Genomic DNA, 19552 nt, shown 5'->3' on the forward strand with positions numbered 1-19552 from the left:
GGGCGGCGGGGGACAGGGGAAGGACGGTCGTCATCGTCAGGCCGCCTTCCGCTCGGCGGCCGCAATGCGCCGTCCACTGTCGTCGAAGCAGAGGGCGCGCTCGGGATCGGGCAGGACCCGGACGGCCTGCCCGCGCTCGATCCGGCCGAGCCGCTCCGCGTCGAGCCGGGCCACGACCAGCTCCGGGAGGCCGTCGACCGCGAGATGGGCGTAGCCCTCGGCACCGAGCCTCTCGACATGGCTGACGGTCGCGCCAAGCCCCTGCGGCGCCGACGCGTCGAGGAGAAGGCATTCCTCGGGCCGGAAGGCGAGGGAGGCCTTGGCTCCGGGCGGCACCAGCCCACGGACCGCGAGGCGAGCGCCGAAGACCTCGACGGCACCCGCGCCGGCGCCGGTGACGGGCAGCGAGTTCAGCTGCGGCTGTGCCATGAAGGCGGCAACCTCGTGATCGGCCGGGTCGCGGTAGATGGCGGCCGGCGTGTCGATCTGGCGGACCTGCCCGTCCAGCATCACGGCGATGCGGTCGGACATGGTCATGGCCTCGGTCTGGTCATGGGTGACGTAGACGAAGGTGGCGCCGAGCCGGCGATGGAGGCGGGCGATCTCGGTGCGCATGTGGACGCGGAGCTTGGCGTCGAGATTGGACAGCGGCTCGTCCATCAGGAACACGCGCGGGTGGCGGACGAGCGCCCGGCCGAGGGCCACCCGCTGCCGCTGTCCGCCCGAGAGCTGCCCCGGCTTCCGGTCGAGGAGAGCCTCGATGCCGAGAAGCCCGGCCGCGGCCGCGACCTCGGCCGCGATCTCGTCTCCGATGGCGCGCGCCCGTCCGAAGCGCCCTGCGAGCGGCCAGCGCTGCCAGCCGGCGAGGCGCCGGAGCCGCAAGGGCGTCGCGATGTTCTCGGCGACCGTCATGTGCGGGTAGAGCGCGTAGTTCTGGAACACCATGGCGATGTCGCGCCGGTCGGGGCCGAGCGCGTCGACCGGGCGGCCTGCGATGGCGATGTGGCCCTCCGTCTGGGCCTCGAGCCCGGCGATGATCCGAAGCAGCGTCGACTTCCCGCACCCGGAGGGGCCGACGAGCGTCAGAAACTCGCCGGGGCGGACGTCGAGGGAGATGTCGCGCAGGACGGCCATGGGGCCGAAGCGCTTTTCGATCCTGGTCAAGGTGATACCGGCTGGTTCCGACATGGCCTCCCCGTTCGGCTCTGCATTCGAGCATAGGAGTTAAACTCCACAACAAGATGATTGATGGGAGTTTTGCTCCAATTCAAGCCCGCGGCGGACCCGCGATGCGCTTTTCCCATCAGGGGAGAAGCAGCAGCGCGGGTTTCTCATCGGAGTTGAAAGGGAATCGCCTGAGCCACGCGGCCATGGCCGCATGCGGGAGCGGCCGGCGGCGCTCGCGGGGACGGTCGATGCCGCCTCCGTGGCCGCCGCCATCCGGGGGCGTGCCCTGCGCCCGCCGATGATCGCCGGCTCTCGGGCCGATCGGGAGAGGCGGGATCGCTTCAGCCGGGCGGGCGTGCCGCCCGGGGCGACGAAGCCGTGCGGCACGGGGCCGCGTCACGCGACGCGGGGACCCGACCCAGGGCGTGGCGGGGAGGGCGCCGGGTCGGGTCTGGTCCGGGAGCTGCTATCGACGATGAGCGCCCAGATATCAGTCAACGCCCTGAGCGGCGCGGCCGTCCAGGGGCGCCTGCCCCCCTTCCGGACCTAGGCGCGCGGCCGCGGGCGGGGCCTGCGCTTGCCGGCGGGCTGCGCAGGCGTCCGATTTCCGCCACGAGCGCATCGATCAGGAGGAGATGGCCGGTCGCGATCGCGAAGGCCCCGCCGGTCAGGGGCGATTCCTGCGTCACGGCGGAGAGGACGCGGTCGGCGAGCGCCGTGAGCGGCGTGCCCGCCCGGTTGGTGATGGCGACGGTGAAGGCGCCTGCGTCCTTGGCGCGTTTCAGCATGTCGAGCGTATCCGGCGAGACGCCGGAGCCCGACACGGCCACGGCGACGCTGTCCCGATCCAGGCCATGGGCGATCTCGAGCATGTAGGTCGGGTCGGTCAGGGCTTGCGCGGTCAGCCCCGAGAGCAGGAGATGGTAGGCCAGAAGCTCCGCCACCAGGCCGGAAACTCCGGCGCCGAAGATGTCGATGCGCCGCGCGGCCACGAGCCGCGCGGCCACGGCGTGGAGCGTCTCCGGCTCGATCAGCGAGCGGGTATCGCGCAGCGCGCGGAGATGGGTCTCCAGGATCGCGTCGACCACGCCGCCGCCGTCGCTGTCGGCGCCCGGCCGCGGGTGCCGGGCGAGATCGCCCGCGAGATGGAGCTTCAGTTCCCGGAGGCCCGCAAAGCCGAGTGCCCGACAGAAGCGGACGATGGTCGCTTCGCCGCTCCGCGTGTTCCGGCTGAGCTCGCTCATCGAGAGGCGCACGGCCGTATCCGGGTTCTCCAGGAGATACTTGCCGATCCGTTTCATGGCGCCGGGCAACTCGTCCATCGACATCCGGATATGCGGCAGGAGCGGCCCGATCGCGGCGCTCGAGGATATGCCGGCGCCCTTGCGGTCCGGCGTCCCCGGAGACGGGCGCTTCGTCATGGGAGTGTCGGCATCGGGCGGACCGCCGGCGTCGCACGGCCGCCCTGGTCAGCCGAGGCCGCCGGCATGGGCGCGGGCGAGCAGTTCCTTGGTGAGGTCCGGAAGCCGGCGGATGTCGCGATCAAGCATCGTCTCCAGGGTCTGCGCCGCGACCGCCGTATCGGCGGCGGCGACCGCATGCGCGAGGCGTCGCGCGTCAGCCACCATGCCGCGAACGAGGTCGGCGTCCAAGCAGGCGATGATGCGCACGCAGCGGATGCGGTCATTGACGTTGGCGATGACCCGCGCGACCTCCCGGTTGCCGGAGAGGCGTGCGAGGTCAAGGGTCAGGCCCTCGATCGCCGCCCAGGCAGCGGTCTGCGGCGGCGGGTCGGCGAGGGGGGCGGCGGTCGCGGTCGGGTCCGGCGGGGCGCCTCCCGGAAGCGACGTCTCGACGGCATGAAGGAGGAGCGCGCGGCCGAGCCGGTAGAGCTCGGAGAATTCGTGTGCGTCCGGAATCCTGGCGAAGAAGCCTTCGCGCGCGGAGGCGGTCACCAGGCCTTCGGCGTGAAGCCGGATCAGCGCCTCGCGCACGGGCGTGCTGCTGGCCCGGAGCCGTTCGCACAGACGGCCGATCTTGAGATGCTCTCCGGGACGGAAGCGGCAATGGACGGCCATCTGCTTCAGGCGGGCATAGCAGGTGTCGCGCCGGGCCGCATCATCTCCGCCGGCCATGCGAGCTCGGTCCTGCGTTCGGGACCCGGCCCCGGCCCTGGATGCGGAACCGCGCGGGCGTGACGCCCATGTGGCGGGCGAAGGCTGCCGTGAACCCGCTCTGGCTGTTGAAGCCGACGGCGTGGGCCACGCTGGTGATCGGATCCTCGGTCTCGATGAGAAGGCTCGTCGCCTTCTGCAACCGCTGCTGGATCACGAACTGGTAGGGCGAATGTCCGGTCGCCGCCTTGAAGGACTTGGCGAAGTGGAACCGGCTCATCCCCACGGCGCCGGCCATCTCGTCGAGCGTGAGGTTGCGATCGAGATGGGCCTCGATATATCCCCGGGCCTGGGCGAGCTTCCGCGGGGGCAGGCTGAGGGCCAGCTCGGCGCGGCGCAGCTCGAGATTGGAGTGGCTGCGGGCCAGGTGCACCGTGAGATCGAGGGTGAGGCTTTCGATCAGGAGCTGCGAGCCGATGCTGGGCTTGTCCAGCTCGGCGAGGAAATCGCGCATGATCCGCTCGATCCGGTGATCCCGGATCAGAAAGGCGGGCTTGATCTCGAAGCCGCGGCTGTCGCGGTCGATCTCCTCCTCGATGACGCGGCGGAGAAGTGCCCAGCTCAGATAGATCTGGGCGATCTCGAGATCGGGGTCGAGCGTCCAGACCGTCCCGGCATCGGAGGGCAGGAACGCGAGATGGCCGGGGACGGCATGGCCGGCGGATTTCTGTCCCCTCAGGATCCGCTCGATCCGAGGGCCGCGGACGCAGCTCATCGAGATCGACGGAACTTCGATCGGCGGCAGGTCGATGCTGCGCTCCCGTATCCGGTAGCGGCTGACCGCGATCTGCCGCCACTCGTCGGGGCTGATCTGCGCGATCAGGGCGCGCGCCCGTCGATGGACGAGCTCCTGTGCCTTCCGTTCCTCGGGGACCGTCGTCGGCTTGCGCATGGCCGTCTCTTGCGCACGGATTCTCTGCAGATGAGAACGATTTTCGCATCAAATGCGAAGTTCATGATTCTGTAAACATCCGGGAGAGGATTTTCCCAAGAACCAGATGTTCCTCCCAAGAAACCGATACACGCCGGCGGGGCGACGCCCCACCTGAAACCGGCGCGCTTCGCTCCAGAGCCGGCCTCCGGATCCTCGAATCCGGCAGGGTTGCGGGTCGGGAGCGGGCTTTCCTCGAAACGATGTGGCGGCTCGGGGGGAACGGCATGGGCCCGCATCGCGCCTCGTCGGAGACGGCGGTTCAAAGCGGCGACGGCGTCCGCCGGCTCGACCGCGCGGGCTGGGCCTGGGAGTGGCTTCGGCACAACCCGGCCTATCGCGAGGCCGCCGCCGGCGCGTTTCCGCGCCGCGTGATCCTTCGGCGGGATCCCGAGATCGCGGTCCTGGTCCTGCCCGGCCGGCCGGCCGCCGATCATTGGGGGTTGCTCTTTCCGGGCGCCGCCTGACCGTCCGGCCGAGGAGGCGGCTGTCTTCTGGAGCGAGGGCGCGAACCCGGCTGTCCTGACGGTGCGGGCGGTGCCGGCGGCGCGATCGGCCGACACCTTCGACGTGGCGGCGCTCGGCTGCGCCGCCACGGTCGTGAGGGAGCCGGATGGTAGAGAGCACGTCCTCCTGCGCCAAGCCGGGCGCGCCGTCCAGCTCTCCGTCTGCTCCGGCACGGTGCTCGCGGGAGCCGTGCGCCTGCACTACGAGATGGCGGGCTTCGACGGGCTCGAGATGAAGCTCGCCGCAACGGAGCGGCTCCTGGCGCTGAGGCGCACGGGACGGCTTCCCAACAGGCTCTATCCGCCGCCGCCGCGCTCCGAGCGCTGGCCGCCCGCGCTCCGCGCCCTCGAGCTTGCCCGGGCCGGGCTCTCGCAGAGGGAGATCGCCGCCGCGCTCTTCGGCGGCCCGGCCGCCGTCGAGGCCTGGGCAGGGCCGAGCGACTTCATGCGCAGCCGGGTGCGGCGGCTCTTGCGCTTCGCCGAGGCCATGACGCGCGGGGGGTACCGGGAGGTGCTGTCGGGCCGGCCGCTTGCGACGGACGCGCCGGCGCCTCGTTAGACCCCGGCCTCCCGACCGGTTCGCGCCCGGTGCCGGCACCCGGTCGTTTTGCCGGGGGTGCCGTTTCCGACCGTCCCGACGTCGATCCCGCCGGCCGAACCTCGCCGTCCGAACGACCAGGAGGACCCTGCCATGGACGACGACGCCGCACGGGCCGCCCGGGCGAAGAAGGGCAGCCCGTTTCTCAACACCGACCAGGCCGCCTTCTACATCGGCCTCTCCTCGCGCACCCTGGAGAAGATGCGGGGCGCCGGCCGCGGCCCGCGATTCCGCCGGCACGGCCGCCACGTCCGCTATCATATCGCCGACCTCGACGGCTGGTCGGAGTCGCGCAGCAGCGGCGCGGACGGCGCCGCCCCGCGAGGCGGGGCGCATCATGGCTGAGCGGCCGCGGCGGAGCCGCCCTGCCGTGCTCGCCGCTGCCGCCGGCGCGGCGCTGGCGGCCGTCCTGCCCGCCGTCGCGGCACCCGCACCCAGGCTGACCTACAACGCCAGCGCCAGCGCTCCGGTCGGCTTCTATCTCCTGGCGGCGGCGCGTCCGGTCCGGCTCGGCGATCTCGTGCTGGTCCGCCTTCCGGAGGACGCGGCGGATCTCGCGGCCGGGCGCGGCTATCTTCCCCGCCGTCTGCCGGCGGCCAAGCGCATCGCGGGCCTGGCGGGCGACCGGGTCTGCGGCCGGGGACGGCTCCTCCTGATCAACGGGAGGGCCGCCGCGGTGCGGCTGCCGGCGGACGGGCAGGGGCGACCGCTGCCGTCCTGGGAGGGATGCCGGACGCTCGGACCGGACGAGGTCTTCCTGCTCACGGCCGAGGCCAACGCATCCTTCGACGGCCGGTATTTCGGGCCGGTCGCGGCGAGATCCGTCCTCGGCCGGCTGGTGCCGCTATGGATCTGGTGACGCTCTTCCTCCTCTGCGGGGTGGGCGCCGTCGAGGGACCGTGCGCGACCCCTCCGGGGCTGGACGACGTCCCGACGGCCCTCGCCGACAGCCCGGCGGTCGCGGCGGGGGCCGCGCAGGAGCGCCGGGCCGTCACGCCGCTGGCGTCCGTCCCGACGCGCGACCTGCCGGCGGTCGACCGCTGGCGGCCTTTCATCGCCGAGGCGTCGCAGCGGTTCGGCGTGCCGGAGCCTTGGATCCGCGAGGTGATGCGGGTCGAGAGCGGGGGCCGGGCGACGCTGAACGGCCGGCCGATCGTCTCGCGGGCGGGCGCGATCGGGCTGATGCAGGTCATGCCGCGGACCTATGCGGAGCTCCGGCGGCGCCACGGCCTCGGCGGGGATCCGCAGGATCCGCGCGACAACATCCTGGCGGGCACAGCCTATCTCAGGGAGATGTGGGCCTGCTTCGGCGTGCCGGGGGCTTTCGCCGCCTATCATGCCGGCCCGGCCCGGGTCGCCGACCACCTGGCCTCGGGGCGGCCGCTGCCGGCGGAGACGCGCCGCTACCTCGCCCGGCTCGGCGTCAGCCTCGATCCGGCAGCGACACGGCCGGCCGCTCCGGGCGAGTGCGCGACCTCGCGCGAGCCGGAACCGCTCCCGGCCTTCGCCGCATCGGAATGGCGGCGCGTGCTGGTCGGGCCGGGCGGCGCCAGGGAGATCTTCGTCCCGCTCGGCACAGCGAGACCGGGGCCGGGCCGATGATCCGGAATCGCTGCAGGCGGCAGCGCGCCCGGTGACGGACGGGGACGATTTCGAGCCGGAGCTCGGCCGGATCCGCTCGCGCGGCCGCGGGAGCGGCCGGCGCTACCAGCAGAGGGTGCTGCGGGCCGCGGCCCTGGCCGGCGGCCGGGGGCGGTCCGGCCTGCCCGGCTGTGGCGCCGGGTTTCAAGGCAGTCGGATCGGCCGTGGCGCCGGGGTCGGCCGGGTGCTCGCCGCGCGCGACCGCTATGCCGCCTTCCGGCAGCGCCGGGTCATCGTCAAGTCCCGGATCGTCAAGCTCGCGCGGACCGGGCTCGGAGCGGCCGCGGCCCATCTGCGCTACGTCCAGCGCGACGGCGTCACGCGCGAGGGCGCCCCCGGGCAGCTCTACGATGCCGCGGACGACCGCGCGGACGGCAAGGCCTTTCTCGAACGCTCAACCGGGGACCGGCATCAGTTCCGCCTGATCGTCTCCGCCGAGGACGGCGCGGCCTATGACGACCTCAAGCCCTTCATCCGGCGCCTGATGGCACGGGTGGAGGAGGATCTCGGGACGAAGCTCGACTGGGTCGCGGTCGATCACCACAACACCGGCCACCCGCACAGCCATGTCATCCTCCGCGGCCGGACGGATCGGGGACGGGACCTCGTCATCGCGCGGGAGTATCTGACGCGCGGCATCCGCGAGCGGGGGGCCGAGATCGTGCGGCTTGATCTCGGGCCGCGCTCGGACCAGGAGATCGAGGACCGGCTGAGCCGGGAGGTCGGACAGGAGCGCCTCACCAGCATCGACCGCGAGCTCCTGCGCGAGCAGGACGGGGACGGGTTGGTCCGGGCGACGGGCCCGGATGCGTTCCGCCAGGCTCTGCGCGCGGGCAGGCTCAGGAAGCTTGCCCGGCTCGGGCTCGCCGAGGAGGCGGCGCCCGGCCATTGGAAGCTGGACCCCGAGCTGGAGCCGGTGCTGCGCCGGATGGGCGAGCGCGGCGACATCCTGAAGGCGCTTCATCGGGCGGTGGCGGAGCAGGGTCTCGACCGTGCCGCCGGGGACCGCGTCGTCTACGATCCGTCCGATCCGGCGGCGCGCCCGGTCGTCGGCCGGCTCCTGCGGCGGGGGATTTCGGACGAGGTCGAGAACAGGCATTACCTGATCGTCGACGGGCTGGACGGCCGGACGCATTATGCCGATATCGGCCGGGGCGAGGCGACGGAGCTGGTTCCCGAGGGCGCCGTCGTCGCGATCGCGCCGAAGCGGACCGGACCGCGCCCGGTCGACCGCACCGTGGCGGAGATCGCGGCCGCCCATGGCGGCCGCTACAGCCTCGATATCCATTTGCGGCACGACCCGGCGGCGAGCGAGGCGTTCGTCGAGGCCCATATCCGGCGGCTCGAGGCGATGCGGCGGCAGTCCGGCCTCGTGGAGCGGGAGCCGGATGGAAGCTGGATCATCCCGCCCGACCATCTGGCGCGGGCCGCGGCCTATGAGCGTGGCCGCGCGGGGGACGAGCCGGTTCAGGTGCGGACGCTCTCGGCGTGGCCTGTCGAGCGCCAGGTCACGGCCGACGGCGCGACCTGGCTCGACCGCGAGCTCGTCGCGGACAGGCCCGAGAGCCTGCGCGACGGCGGCTTCGGCCGAGAGGTCCGCGACGCCCTGGCGCGGCGCAGGCAATGGCTGGTCGCCGAAGGCCTTGCCCGCGCGGAACGGGACCGGATCGTCTACCGGGCCGATCTTCTGGACCGGCTTCGCCGCCGCGAGCTTCTGCGCGTCGCGGGTCAGCTCTCGGGAGAGCTCGGCCTCGCCTATGCGGAGATCCGGCCCGGCCAAAGGGTCGAGGGGGTCTATCGGCGCCCGGTCGAGCTCGCGAGCGGCCGTTTTGCGCTGATCGAGAGGTCGCGCGACTTCACGCTGGTGCCCTGGCGGCCGGTTCTGGAGCGCAGCCTGGGCAGGCCGGTCTCCGGCATCGCGAAGGGGGAGACGATTTCCTGGTCCATCGGCCGGCAGAAGGGATTGGGGATTTCATGACGCCGGGAGCAACGGGCGCATGGTCCCGGCGTCGGAACGACGATGCGCAATGGACGGCGGATCGGATCAGTGGTGCGAGCGAAGGAAGTCTCGTGCATCTCAGATGCGGAACAAGTCCACGCCCGAACCCCGCCTGGATGTCGCACGGACGGGCGAAGCCGTCCGTCAGCGGCTCATGCCGCAAGGCTCGCCGCCCTGTCTCTCGCCTGTTCATCAGTGCCAAAGGCAGGAGACGGGAGCTGCGGCAAGCCTGTCCCCGAACGGCACGATCGTGTCCCCATCGTAGAGAACGACCCCGAAGGTGAACCGCTTCTTTGAGGCCTCTGCCAGCTTCTTCAGGCCGGAGAAGTCGCCTGCCGTCACCGTAGCGCTCGCCTTGACTTCGATCCCGGCGATGGCGCCGTCGTCGCGTTCGAGGACGATATCGACTTCATGCCCGTCCTGGTCACGAAAGTGGAAGGGGGCAAGCCGCACATCCGACCAGGCCATGAGCTTCATGATCTCGGCGAACACGAAGGTCTCGAGCAGCGCCCCGAAAGCTGAGCGATCCGCTTTGACGCGACCAAAGCTCAGGCCGCGGCTGGCCGCGAGAATGCCTGAGTCGAGGAAATGCAGTTTTGGTGTCTTGATCACCCGCTTGATCGCATTCGTGTACCAGGGCTGGAGCGCCGCGACGAGAAACACCTGCTCGAGCAGGCCAACATAGCGCTGGGTCGTCTTGTAGGTGACATCGATGCTGCCGCCGAGCGCGGAGTAGTTGACGAGCTGTCCGGAGTACTCGGCCAGGAGCCGCACGAATTTCGGCAATTCGGTCAGCTTCTCGATCTCGGCGATGTCGCGCAGGTCGCGGGTGAGGACCTAAGTCAGATAGGATTGAATCCAGTCCTGCCGCCGTCGTTCGCTGGCGCGGCTGATCGCCTCCGGGTATCCGCCGGCGAGGACGAGGCCGACCAGCTCGTCACCGATCGCCTGATGATTTGGCCTGGGCAGTACGCCGGCATACAGGCTCTCGAGGAATGTCGGCTTCTGGCCGAGGATCTCCGCTTGCGCCAGCGGCAAAAGGCGGATCGTCTCCATCCTGCCGGCGAGGCTGTCGGCGACACGCGGCAGCGTGAGCACATTGGCGGAACCGGTGAGCAGGAATCGGCCCGGGCGATAGTCCTCGTCGACCGACTTCTTGACGGCGAGGAGGAGCTCCGGCGCGCGCTGGACCTCGTCGATGGTGGCACGGTCCAATCCCCGGATGAAGCCTGCGGGGTCGGCGCGCGCGGCAGCCAGGACTGTCTGGTCGTCGAGCGTGAGGTAACTCTGGCCGTCCTCGCCGATGGTCCGGACCATCGTGGTCTTGCCCGCGCGCCGCGGGCCGATGATCAGCACCACGGGGGTGTCGGCGAGTGCGTCGCGCACCCGGTGCTCGAGAAGGCGTGCGTACAAAAACCTCTCCTCTTTCCGGCGAATAGAAATAAGAAGGCCGGCGATTAGGAGTCAAAGGATCCGGCAATTAGGAGTCAACAGCCGACGATCAGAAGGGAAAGCCGCCGGGCAGGGCGGTCGGATGGGCCTTGCTCCTTCATCAGGATATTTGGGGGTCGATCGCATCGGATCATAGCAGCCATCCAGACCGGCCCTTGGGCATGGACCCGTTCGGCGATGCGGCGCCGGATCATGCCGCTGTCCGGCAGCAGATTGTCGAAGACGGCGATCACCGGAGCGATCACCGGAGCGCCGATGTATCAGTCCTCCCGAAGCGGCAGCGAGAGGGAGACTGGAAGCGCATGCTCCCGATCGAGCCACGCCGGATCGTACCGGAAGTCGATCGCTCCACTCGAGTGCCGGTTCAGCCGTCCGACGAGACGGCCGTTGAGGAAGACGTTCCGGGAGCGTGCGTCCGGCGACGCGGCATCAGAAGATGTCCTCGATCTCGTGAGAGGCCGATGCCGTTCTGGGGCGGATGGTGAACTCCAGGCAGAGAGCGGCCATGACATCGTAGAGCGTGCGAAGCTCTGTGCCGGGCTCGCCGGACTCCAGAGTCGAGATCGTCGCCTGCCGAAGCTTCGCCTTCTCTCCCAGGTGGGGCTGGTTGTTGCCCAGCCGGTGGCGCTACCGGCGAATGGCGGCGCCGATCTGCTTTCGGGGTACGGACGATCTGCTCCATGTCGAGCCTTCGAGACAATGAGGCGTATACGCTTTAGCGTATAGGATTCATTTATGCGCCATAGAGTATAAGCATGAACCCGCCGAGACCCAGGTTCGCCCGGGCAGCTTTGCGCTCTGCCGCGCTCTGACGCGACGGCCGCAGATGGGCGCACACAGGCGCGCTGTTTCATTCCAGCCGGCTGAGGAATCTCTGTTTCCGTGAACGGCGAATTGCCGCCGTCCCGTCCGGAGCAGGGCATGACCCCGACCAAGGTGCTGATCGGCCAGATCCTGATCGTCTTCGCGATCGTGCTCGCCGGCCTCTGGGCCGCGACGCAATGGTGCGCCGCCGCGCTCGGACACCAGCCTCGGCTTGGCCCGGCCTGGTTCTTCGTCCTGTCCTGGCCGGTCTACCACCCCTGGCGCCTCTTCGAATGGTGGTACGCCTATGACGCCTACGCGCCCTCGCTCTTCGACCGGGCCGGCGCGATCGCAGCGTCCAGCGGTCTTCTCGGCTGCGCGGTCGCGATCCTCGGGTCGCTGTGGCGCGCCCGGCAGGGCCGCGTGGTCACGACCTACGGCTCCTCGCGATGGGCCACGCGCCGCGAGATCGCGGCAACGGGGCTGTTCCGGCCGGCCGGCGTGTTCCTCGGGCGCTTGGGCAACCGCTACCTTCGGCACGATGGGCCGGAGCACGTCATGGCCTTCGCCCCGACCCGCAGCGGCAAGGGGATCGGCCTTGTCATTCCGACGCTGCTCACTTGGGCCGAGAGCGCCGTCATCCACGACATCAAGGGGGAGAACTGGCAGCTCACCGCCGGCTGGCGGCAGCGCTTCTCGCACTGCCTGCTCTTCAACCCGACCGACCCGCGCTCGGCCCGCTACAACCCGCTGCTCGAGGTCCGCCGCGGGCCCGACGAGGTCCGCGATGTCCAGAACATCGCCGACATCCTGGTCGATCCAGAAGGGGCGCTGGAGCGCCGGAACCACTGGGAGAAGACGAGCCACTCGCTTCTCGTCGGCACGATCCTGCACGTGCTCTACGCCGAGGAGGAGAAGACCCTCGCCCGCGTCGCGACGGTCCTCTCCGATCCCGAGCGCTCCTTCGCCGCGACCTTGAGGGCGATGATGGTGACGAACCATCTCGGCACGAATGACGCGCCCCTCGTCCATCCGGTCGTGGCTTCGGCGGCGCGGGAGGTTCTGAACAAGTCCGAGAACGAGCGATCGGGCGTGCTCTCCACCGCGATGTCCTTCCTCGGGCTCTACAGGGATCCGACGGTGGCGGCGACGACCGCGGCGAGCGACTGGCGGATCGCCGATCTCGTCGATGCCGAACGCCCGGTCTCGCTCTTCCTCGTGATCCCGCCGTCCGACATCTCCCGCACCAAGCCGCTCGTGCGACTGGTCCTCAACCAGATCGGACGCCGATTGACCGAACGGCTCGAGGGCGATCCGGGCAAGCGGCGGTCCCACCAGTTGCTCATGATGCTCGACGAGTTCCCGGCCTTGGGGCGCCTCGACTTCTTCGAGACGGCGCTCGCCTTCATGGCCGGATACGGCATCCGCGCCTACCTGATCGCGCAGTCCCTGAACCAGATCTCCAAGGCCTATGGCGAGACCAACGCCATCCTCGACAACTGCCATGTCAGAATCGCGTTCTCCTCCAATGACGAGCGGACGGCGAAGCGGATCTCCGACGCGCTCGGCACCGCGACCGAGCTACGCGCCCAGCGCAACTATGCCGGCCACCGGCTGGCGCCGTGGCTCAGCCACGTCATGGTCTCGCGCCAGGAGACGGCCCGGCCGCTCCTGACGCCCGGCGAGGTGATGCAGCTTCCGGCCTCGGACGAGCTGGTGCTGGTCTCCGGCCTCGCGCCGATCCGGGCGAAGAAGCTTCGCTACTTCGAGGATCGGACCTTCTCGGACCGGGTCCTCCCGGCGCCGGAGCTCGCGACGGACGGCTATCGCGACCGGCCGCCGCCGCGCCCCGACGGCTGGAGCGGCCAGGTGCGCGGGCCGGACCGGCGCCTCGTGGCCGCGGCCAACGGCGACGCCGGCCTCGCCGAGGAGGAGGGCGGCATCCAGCAGCAGCGTCATCCGGGGTTGAGCGAGGAGGGGATCGTCCGGCCGGTCGAAGGCGACGGCAGGGCCGAGCTCGATCTCTTCGACGACGATGCCGACGCCACGGCCGATCGCCGGGCGATGGACCGGCTGCGGCGGCCGAACGCGATCGGCCAGGCCCACGCCATGAACCAGGGCGATGGCGCCTGCCGCGGTCCGGACGACGACCTCCTGCCGGCCTTCTGAGGAACCCCTGGCATGAAGCCCCGCCACAATCTCTATCTCGACGAGGCGCTGACCGAGCAGCTCGATGCGCTGGCGTCAAGGCCCGGCGGCTCGAAGTCGGCGATCGTGGCCGACGCGCTCAGGGCCTGGCTCGCCCGCCGCGCCGCGACCGAGATCGACGACCTGCTGCGGGTACGCCTCGATAGGATCTCGGCCCAGCTTCACCGGATCGAGCGGGACCAGCGGATCGCGATCGAGAGCCTCGGCCTGTTCATCCGCTACCAGCTCACGGTCACGCCCCCGTTGCCCGAATCCGAACAGGCCGCGGCGCGCGCGATCGGCCAGGACCGCTTCCAGGCTTTCATCGACCAGGTCGGTCGGCGTGTGGCGGGCGGCCGCAGCTTCGGCGAGGACGTCCGATCCCGCGCCACCGTCCCGGAGGCCGGGTCGTGAGCGCCGGGCGCGGCGATACAGAGGTCTGGGAGCGGCGCCGTGCCATGCTGCGCACCGCGATGGGACCGGCGATCGCGGCGGCGCTCGCCGACCCGGCGGTGATCGAGGTGATGGTCAACCCGGACGGGGCCTTGCGCCTCGACCGGCTCGGTGACGGCCGGATCGACACCGGCGTCCGGCTGCAGTCCGCCGAGGTCGAGCGCATCATCCGCATCGTCGCCTCGCACATCCGGGCCGAGGTTCATGCCGGCCGCCCGGTGGTGAGCGCCGAGCTGCCGGAGTCGGGCGAGCGCTTCGAGGGCCTCCTGCCGCCGGTGTCGCCGGCCCCGTGCTTTTCCATCCGCAAGCCGGCGGCCCGGGTGTTCTCGCTTCGGGACTACGTCGCCGACGGCATCCTCTCGGCGCTGCAGGCGGACGCGCTGAGGCGAGCCGTGGAGCACCGGCGCAATATCCTCGTCGTGGGCGGCACCAGCTCGGGCAAGACGACCCTCGCCAATGCGCTTCTGGCGGAGATGGCGCGGCTCGACGAGCGGGTGATCCTGATCGAGGACACGCGCGAGCTGCGCTGCGCCGCGCCCGACTGCGTCGCGCTCAGGACCAAGCCGGGCGTGGCGGACCTCAAGGACCTCGTCCGCTCGACGCTGAGGCTCCGGCCCGACCGGATCATCGTCGGCGAGGTCCGGGGCGCCGAGGCGCTCGACATGCTGAAGGCCTGGAACACCGGCCATCCGGGGGGCGTCGCGACGCTGCACGCTAACTCCGCCCGCGCCGCCCTCTATCGGCTCGAGCAGCTGATCCAGGAGGCCGTGGTCACTGTGCCGCGGCGCCTCATCGCCGATGCCGTCGACCTCGTCGTCTTCATCCGCGGCCGCGGCCCGGGGCGGCGCGTCGAGACCATCGCCGAGGTCGAGGGCCTTGGCGCCGACGGCGACTACGCCGTCGCCGATCTCGCGCCGCATGCGCTCAAGGCGCTCTGAGAGAAGGAGATCCGCATGCCTTCGTCCCTTCCGATGCTGGTCCGTCCCCGTCTGCGGGCCTTGCCGCTCGGCCTCGTCTTGAGCGGTGCCTGGACGGCGGCGGCGCAGGCGGCCGGGTCCAACATGCCCTGGGAGGAGCCGCTCCAGAACATCCTGGATTCGGTCCAGGGCCCGGTCGCCAAGATCATCGCGGTGATCATCATCATCACGACGGGCCTGACGCTCGCCTTCGGCGACACGGGCGGCGGCTTTCGCCGCCTCGTCCAGATCGTCTTCGGCATCTCGATCGCGTTCGCCGCCTCGAGCTTCTTCCTGACGTTCTTCTCGTTCTCGGGCGGGGCGCTCGTGGCATGACCGGCCCGATCGGCGGCTTTGAGGTGCCGCTCCATCGCTCGCTCACTGAACCGGTCCTGCTCGCCGGCGCGCCGCGCGGGATCGCGATCGTCAACGGCACCGTGGCGGCGGCGCTCGGGCTTGGCCTGCAGCTCTGGATCGCAGGGCTCCTCATGTGGGTGCTCGGGCATTCGCTCGCAGTCTTCGCGGCGCGCCGCGACCCGCACTTCACCGAGGTCCTGGCCCGGCATCTGCGCCAGGGGAGCTGGCTTCAATGCTGAACCTCGCCGAATATCGCCGCAAGGCCGACCGGCTCGCCGACCATCTGCCCTGGGCGGCGCTCATCGCCCCGGGCGTCGTGCTCAACAAGGATGGAAGCTTCCAGCGCACCATCCGCTTCAGGGGACCGGATCTCGAAAGCGCGACCGAGGCCGAGCTGGTCGCCACTTGCGCCAGGCTCAACAACGTGTTGCGTCGCTTCGGCTCGGGCTGGGCGCTGTTCGTCGAGGCCGAGCGCTTCGAGGCCCAGGGATATCCCGCCTCCGCTTTCCCCGACCCGGCCTCCTGGCTCGTCGACGAGGAGCGGCGCGCCGCCTTCGAGGAGGTGGAGGCGCCCGGTGCGGCGGGTCCGGCCGCGGCACCCGGGCAGCGGCGAGGGCATTTCGAGAGCGCCTGCCACCTGACCCTCGTCTGGCTGCCTCCGGCCGATCCGACGCGCCGGGCGGAGCGCGCGCTCGTGGAGTCCGGGAGCGCGGAGACGAGCCGTGACTGGCGGCGGGAGCTCGCCGCCTTCGTCGCCGAGACCGATCGCGTCGTCGATCTCCTGGCGGATCTGATGCCGGAGGTCGGAGCGCTCGACGACGGCGAGACCTTGACCTGGCTGCATGGCCGCGTCTCGACCGCGCGCCATCCGGTCGCGGTGCCGGAGACACCGATGCATCTCGATGCGATCCTGGTCGACGAGCCGCTTACGGGCGGGCTCGAGCCGATGCTCGGCGACCGGCATCTCAGGAGCCTGACGGTGCTCGGCTTCCCGAACCTGACCCGGCCCGGCCTGCTCGACGGCCTCAACCATCTCGACATTCCCTACCGCTGGACGACGCGCTTCATCGCGCTCGACAAGACCGAAGCGACCCGGGAGCTGACGCGGCTGCGCCGGCAGTGGTTCGCCAAGCGCAAGTCGATCCGGGCGCTCATGCGCGAGGTGCTCTATCAGGAGCCGGCGCCGCTTCTCGATACAGACGCCGACAACAAGGCATTGGACGCCGATCTGGCGCTGCAGGCGCTCGGCGGCGACCACGTCGCCTTCGGCTACCTGACCGCCACGGTCACGGTAATGGATGCCGACCGAAGCGTGGTCGAGGAAAGGCGCCGTGCCGTCGAGCGCGTGATCCACGGCGCCGGCTTCGCCACCATCCGCGAAGGCGTCAATGCCGTCGAGGCCTGGCTCGGCAGCCAGCCGGGGCATGTCTATGCCAATGTGCGCCAACCGCTCGTCCATACGCTCAATCTGGCCCATCTCCTGCCGCTCTCCTCGGTGTGGGCAGGACCGGCGCGGAACGAGCATCTGGCAGGGCCGCCGCTCCTCGTCGCCGAGACCAGCGGCGCGACGCCGTTCCGGCTTTCGACCCATGTCGGTGATGTCGGCCACATGCTGGTCGTGGGCCCGACCGGTGCCGGCAAGTCCGTCCTCCTGGCGCTGATGGCGCTCCAGTTCCGGCGCTATCCGGGAGCCCAGGTTGTCATCTTCGACAAGGGCGGCTCCGCCAGGGCCGCGGTGCTTGCCATGGGCGGCCTGCACCAGGCGCTCGGACTCGACGGGTCGCTCGCCTTCCAGCCGCTCGCCGGGATCGACCGGCCGGCCGAGCGGAGCTGGGCTGCGGAGTGGATCGGGGCTCTCCTGGCGCGGGACGGGGTCGCGGTGACGCCGGAGGTGAAGGAGGCGGTGTGGTCGGCGCTCGGCAGCCTCGCCTCGGCGCCGGCGGGGGAGCGGACCATGACCGGCCTCGCCTTGCTCCTGCAACTGAACGCGCTCAAGGCGGCGCTGCTGCCTTATACCCTGGACGGCCCCTTCGGCCGACTCCTCGACGCCGCCGCCGACAAACTCGAGACCGCCGACGTGCAGTGCTTCGAGACCGAGGCGCTGATGCAGGAGGCGGCGGCGGTCCTGCCGGTCCTGACCTACATCTTCCACCGGCTCGAGGCCCGGTTCGACGGCCGGCCGACGCTCCTTGTCCTCGACGAGGCCTGGATCTATCTCGACAACCCGCTTTTCGCCGCCCGGATCCGGGAATGGCTCAAGACGCTCAGGAAGAAGAACGTCGCCGTCGTCTTCGCGACCCAGTCGCTCGCCGACATCGCGGAGAGCGCCATCGCGCCCGCCATCATCGAGAGCTGCCCGCAGCGCATCTTCCTCCCCAACGACCGGGCCGTCGAGCCGCAGGCGCGGGAGGCCTATGAGCGCTTCGGGCTCAACGAGCGCCAGGTCGAGCTGATCGCGCGGGGGACGCCGAAGCGGCACTACTACCTGCAGTCCCGCCGCGGCAACCGCCTCTTCGAGCTGGGGCTCGGCCCCGTGGCACTGGCCCTGTGCGGCGTCTCGGCGGCTGCGGACCAGGCGCTGGTCGACCGCCTCCTCGTCGAAGCCGGTCCGGAGCACTTCGCCCGGACGTTCCTCGCCGCGCGTGGGCTCGGCTGGGCGGCCGAGCTTGCCGACCGCTTTCCCCTCGCATGGATGGAGCAGGACGATGTCGCGTGACCTCGCGGCGGCAGCCGCCGCCCTTGCACTGGCCGGCGTCCTCGGCGCCGCGCCCGCGCAGGCCGACTGGCCGGTCTTCGATGCCTCGAACTATGCGGAGAGCGTGCTGCAGGCGGCCCGCGCGCTCGAGCAGATCGAGAACCAGATCCGGTCGCTGCAGAATGAGGCCGCCATGCTTCAGAACATGGCGCGGAACCTCGAGACGCTCGATCTCTCCTCGCTTCCCGCTATGCTCTCGGACCTCGAGCGGATCGGCGGGCTGATGGACGAGGCCCGCGGCCTCGCCTTCAGGGTCGATGCCGTCGAGGCCTTGTTCGACGAGATCTACCCACAGCAATACGGGGCGGATACGGGCCAGGCCCGGCTTGCCGCCGACGCCCGGCGGCAGTGGCAGGAGGCGATGGACGGCTTCCGGCAGGCGATGACGATGCAGGCCCGGGTGGTCGAGACGGTGCGGACCGACGCCGGCACGCTCTCGGATCTCGTTGAGGCTTCGCAGGGGGCCGCGGGCGGGCTCGAGGCGCAGCAGGCGAGCAACCAGCTTCTCGCGCTTTCGATCAAGCAGCAGCTGCAGATCCAGGACCTTCTCGCGGCGCAGTTCCGCGCCGACGCGGCCGAAGCCGCGCGCCGGACCCAGGCCCAGGAGCAGGCGCGCGCCGGCCTTGCCCGGTTCCTCGGATCCGCGACCGCCTACACCGCGCCGTGAGGGCGGGGCATGGGCGATCTCAACGTCATCGACCGGTTCCTCGAGACCTTCATCCGCTACATCGACGGCGGGTTCGGCCTCCTGGGCGGCGACGTCGCCTTCCTGACCACGGTGCTGGTCGGCATCGACGTCACGCTCGCCGGCCTGTTCTGGGCGCTCGACGGCGAGCGCGACGTGCTCGCCCGGCTGTGCCGCAAGGTGCTCGTGGTCGGCGCCTTCGCCTTCATCCTGAACGACTTCGCGGCCCTCGCCGATATCGTCTTCCGCTCCTTCTCGGCCTTGGGCCTGACCGCCGGGCAGAGCAGCCTCGGGACGGAGGATCTGCTGCGGCCCGGGCGCCTCGCGGGGATCGGGTTCCAGGCGGCCTGGCCGCTGCTCGAACAGGCCGGATCGCTGATCGGCTTCACCACCTTCTTCGACAACGTGGTGACGATCGCGGTTTTGCTCTTCGCGTGGTTCGTCGTGATCCTCGCCTTCTTCGTGCTCGCCGTGCAGTTCTTCATCACCATCCTCGAGTACCGGCTGACCGCGCTCGCGGGCTTCGTCCTCGTTCCCTTCGCCCTGTGGAACCGGACGGCGTTCCTCGCCGAGCGGGTTCTCGGCGCCATCGTGGCATCGGGCGTCAAGGTCATGGTGCTCGCCGTCATCGTCGGCATCGGCTCGGGCTTCTTCGGCGAGTTCATCACAGCCCTGCAGGGACGGGAGCCCGGGCTTGCGGATGCGATGTCGCTGGTCCTCGCCTCGCTCGCGCTGCTCGGGCTCGGCATCTTCGGGCCCGGGATCGCGACCGGCCTCGTCTCCGGGGCGCCGCAGCTCGGCGCCGGTTCCGCCGTCGGCACGACCCTTGCCGCGGGTGGCGCCGTCGTGGCGGGCGGGATGGCGGCGGCGGGCGCGGTGTCGGCCGC

22 protein-coding genes are annotated in these 19552 nt (G+C 70.8%); 14 read left to right on the top strand and 8 right to left on the bottom strand.

The window, feature by feature from the left end; genetic code table 11:
• Positions 1–36: 36 nt before the first annotated feature.
• The 4 genes from FFK22_RS36580 to FFK22_RS36595 all read right to left on the bottom strand — a co-directional run bounded on the left by FFK22_RS36580 (position 37) and on the right by FFK22_RS36595 (position 4233).
• Positions 37–1188, bottom strand: a complete 1152-nt coding sequence (locus tag FFK22_RS36580) for an ABC transporter ATP-binding protein (RefSeq protein WP_138889798.1) — start codon at positions 1186–1188, stop codon at positions 37–39.
• A 473-nt stretch (positions 1189–1661) separates the two neighbouring features.
• Positions 1662–2588 carry a MurR/RpiR family transcriptional regulator gene (locus tag FFK22_RS36585; RefSeq protein ID WP_138889799.1) on the bottom strand — a complete coding sequence of 309 codons (927 nt, stop codon included), beginning with the start codon at positions 2586–2588 and terminating at the stop codon, positions 1662–1664.
• A 48-nt stretch (positions 2589–2636) separates the two neighbouring features.
• Positions 2637–3302: a GntR family transcriptional regulator gene (locus FFK22_RS36590; protein WP_138889800.1), complete on the bottom strand. Its 666-nt coding sequence runs from the start codon at positions 3300–3302 to the stop codon at positions 2637–2639.
• Positions 3286–4233 (bottom strand): AraC family transcriptional regulator, encoded by a 948-nt coding sequence (locus FFK22_RS36595; RefSeq protein ID WP_138889801.1) that lies wholly within the window; start codon positions 4231–4233, stop codon positions 3286–3288. Before FFK22_RS36595 ends, FFK22_RS36590 begins: the two co-directional genes overlap by 17 nt.
• A gap of 266 nt (positions 4234–4499) precedes the next feature.
• Here FFK22_RS36595 and FFK22_RS36600 point away from each other — a divergent pair, with 266 nt between their 5' ends.
• From FFK22_RS36600 to rlxS, 6 genes are all read left to right on the top strand, one after another.
• Positions 4500–4739, top strand: a complete 240-nt coding sequence (locus tag FFK22_RS36600) for a transcriptional regulator domain-containing protein (protein ID WP_138889802.1) — start codon at positions 4500–4502, stop codon at positions 4737–4739.
• Between the two features lie 61 nt (positions 4740–4800).
• Complete coding sequence (locus FFK22_RS36605) at positions 4801–5337, top strand: DNA -binding domain-containing protein (RefSeq protein ID WP_138889803.1); 537 nt, start codon at positions 4801–4803, stop codon at positions 5335–5337.
• 132 nt (positions 5338–5469) lie between these two features.
• The gene (locus tag FFK22_RS36610; RefSeq protein WP_138889804.1) at positions 5470–5721 is read left to right on the top strand and encodes an AlpA family transcriptional regulator; all 252 of its coding nucleotides are present in this window, start codon (positions 5470–5472) and stop codon (positions 5719–5721) included.
• A 25-nt stretch (positions 5722–5746) separates the two neighbouring features.
• Positions 5747–6235 carry a S26 family signal peptidase gene (locus FFK22_RS36615; RefSeq protein WP_221939128.1) on the top strand — a complete coding sequence of 163 codons (489 nt, stop codon included), beginning with the start codon at positions 5747–5749 and terminating at the stop codon, positions 6233–6235.
• Positions 6232–6978, top strand: coding sequence for a lytic transglycosylase domain-containing protein (locus FFK22_RS36620; RefSeq protein WP_221939129.1), 747 nt, complete (start codon positions 6232–6234; stop codon positions 6976–6978). Before FFK22_RS36615 ends, FFK22_RS36620 begins: the two co-directional genes overlap by 4 nt.
• 31 nt (positions 6979–7009) lie before the next feature.
• Positions 7010–8995: a relaxase/mobilization nuclease RlxS gene (gene rlxS / locus FFK22_RS36625; RefSeq protein ID WP_138889807.1), complete on the top strand. Its 1986-nt coding sequence runs from the start codon at positions 7010–7012 to the stop codon at positions 8993–8995.
• Between the two features lie 213 nt (positions 8996–9208).
• Here rlxS and FFK22_RS44100 read toward each other — a convergent pair whose 3' ends face one another.
• The 4 genes from FFK22_RS44100 to FFK22_RS44910 form a co-directional block, all read right to left on the bottom strand.
• Entirely contained in the window at positions 9209–9838 is a 630-nt protein-coding gene (locus tag FFK22_RS44100; protein WP_221939136.1) for a DUF4143 domain-containing protein, read from the bottom strand.
• 15 nt (positions 9839–9853) lie between these two features.
• Complete coding sequence (locus tag FFK22_RS44105) at positions 9854–10429, bottom strand: ATP-binding protein (protein WP_221939130.1); 576 nt, start codon at positions 10427–10429, stop codon at positions 9854–9856.
• 74 nt (positions 10430–10503) lie between these two features.
• Complete coding sequence (locus tag FFK22_RS44110) at positions 10504–10701, bottom strand: hypothetical protein (protein WP_221939131.1); 198 nt, start codon at positions 10699–10701, stop codon at positions 10504–10506.
• A 27-nt stretch (positions 10702–10728) separates the two neighbouring features.
• Positions 10729–11391 carry a HipA N-terminal domain-containing protein gene (locus FFK22_RS44910; protein ID WP_373683772.1) on the bottom strand — a complete coding sequence of 221 codons (663 nt, stop codon included), beginning with the start codon at positions 11389–11391 and terminating at the stop codon, positions 10729–10731.
• Here FFK22_RS44910 and FFK22_RS36645 point away from each other — a divergent pair.
• The 8 genes from FFK22_RS36645 to trbL form a co-directional block, all read left to right on the top strand.
• Entirely contained in the window at positions 11390–13441 is a 2052-nt protein-coding gene (locus tag FFK22_RS36645; RefSeq protein ID WP_138889808.1) for a conjugal transfer protein TraG, read from the top strand. The genes FFK22_RS44910 and FFK22_RS36645 overlap by 2 nt on opposite strands.
• A 12-nt stretch (positions 13442–13453) precedes the next feature.
• The gene (locus FFK22_RS36650; protein WP_138889809.1) at positions 13454–13873 is read left to right on the top strand and encodes a CopG family transcriptional regulator; all 420 of its coding nucleotides are present in this window, start codon (positions 13454–13456) and stop codon (positions 13871–13873) included.
• 44 nt (positions 13874–13917) lie between these two features.
• Positions 13918–14850 (top strand): P-type conjugative transfer ATPase TrbB, encoded by a 933-nt coding sequence (gene trbB / locus FFK22_RS36655; protein ID WP_138889820.1) that lies wholly within the window; start codon positions 13918–13920, stop codon positions 14848–14850.
• A 33-nt stretch (positions 14851–14883) separates the two neighbouring features.
• Positions 14884–15204, top strand: coding sequence for a TrbC/VirB2 family protein (locus FFK22_RS36660; protein ID WP_138889821.1), 321 nt, complete (start codon positions 14884–14886; stop codon positions 15202–15204).
• Positions 15201–15464 (top strand): VirB3 family type IV secretion system protein, encoded by a 264-nt coding sequence (locus FFK22_RS36665; RefSeq protein ID WP_138889810.1) that lies wholly within the window; start codon positions 15201–15203, stop codon positions 15462–15464. The genes FFK22_RS36660 and FFK22_RS36665 overlap by 4 nt, the downstream gene beginning before the upstream one ends.
• The gene (gene trbE / locus FFK22_RS36670) at positions 15458–17941 is read left to right on the top strand and encodes a conjugal transfer protein TrbE (RefSeq protein WP_138889811.1); all 2484 of its coding nucleotides are present in this window, start codon (positions 15458–15460) and stop codon (positions 17939–17941) included. The genes FFK22_RS36665 and trbE overlap by 7 nt, the downstream gene beginning before the upstream one ends.
• Positions 17892–18647, top strand: a complete 756-nt coding sequence (trbJ, locus tag FFK22_RS36675; protein WP_221939134.1) for a P-type conjugative transfer protein TrbJ — start codon at positions 17892–17894, stop codon at positions 18645–18647. The genes trbE and trbJ overlap by 50 nt, the downstream gene beginning before the upstream one ends.
• A 9-nt stretch (positions 18648–18656) precedes the next feature.
• A partial coding sequence (gene trbL / locus FFK22_RS36680) for a P-type conjugative transfer protein TrbL (RefSeq protein ID WP_143956921.1) occupies positions 18657–19552 on the top strand: 896 nt, incomplete at its 3' end.

It is taken from the genome of Mycobacterium sp. KBS0706 (assembly GCF_005938675.2).
Classification (GTDB): Bacteria; Pseudomonadota; Alphaproteobacteria; order DSM-16000; family Inquilinaceae; genus Inquilinus.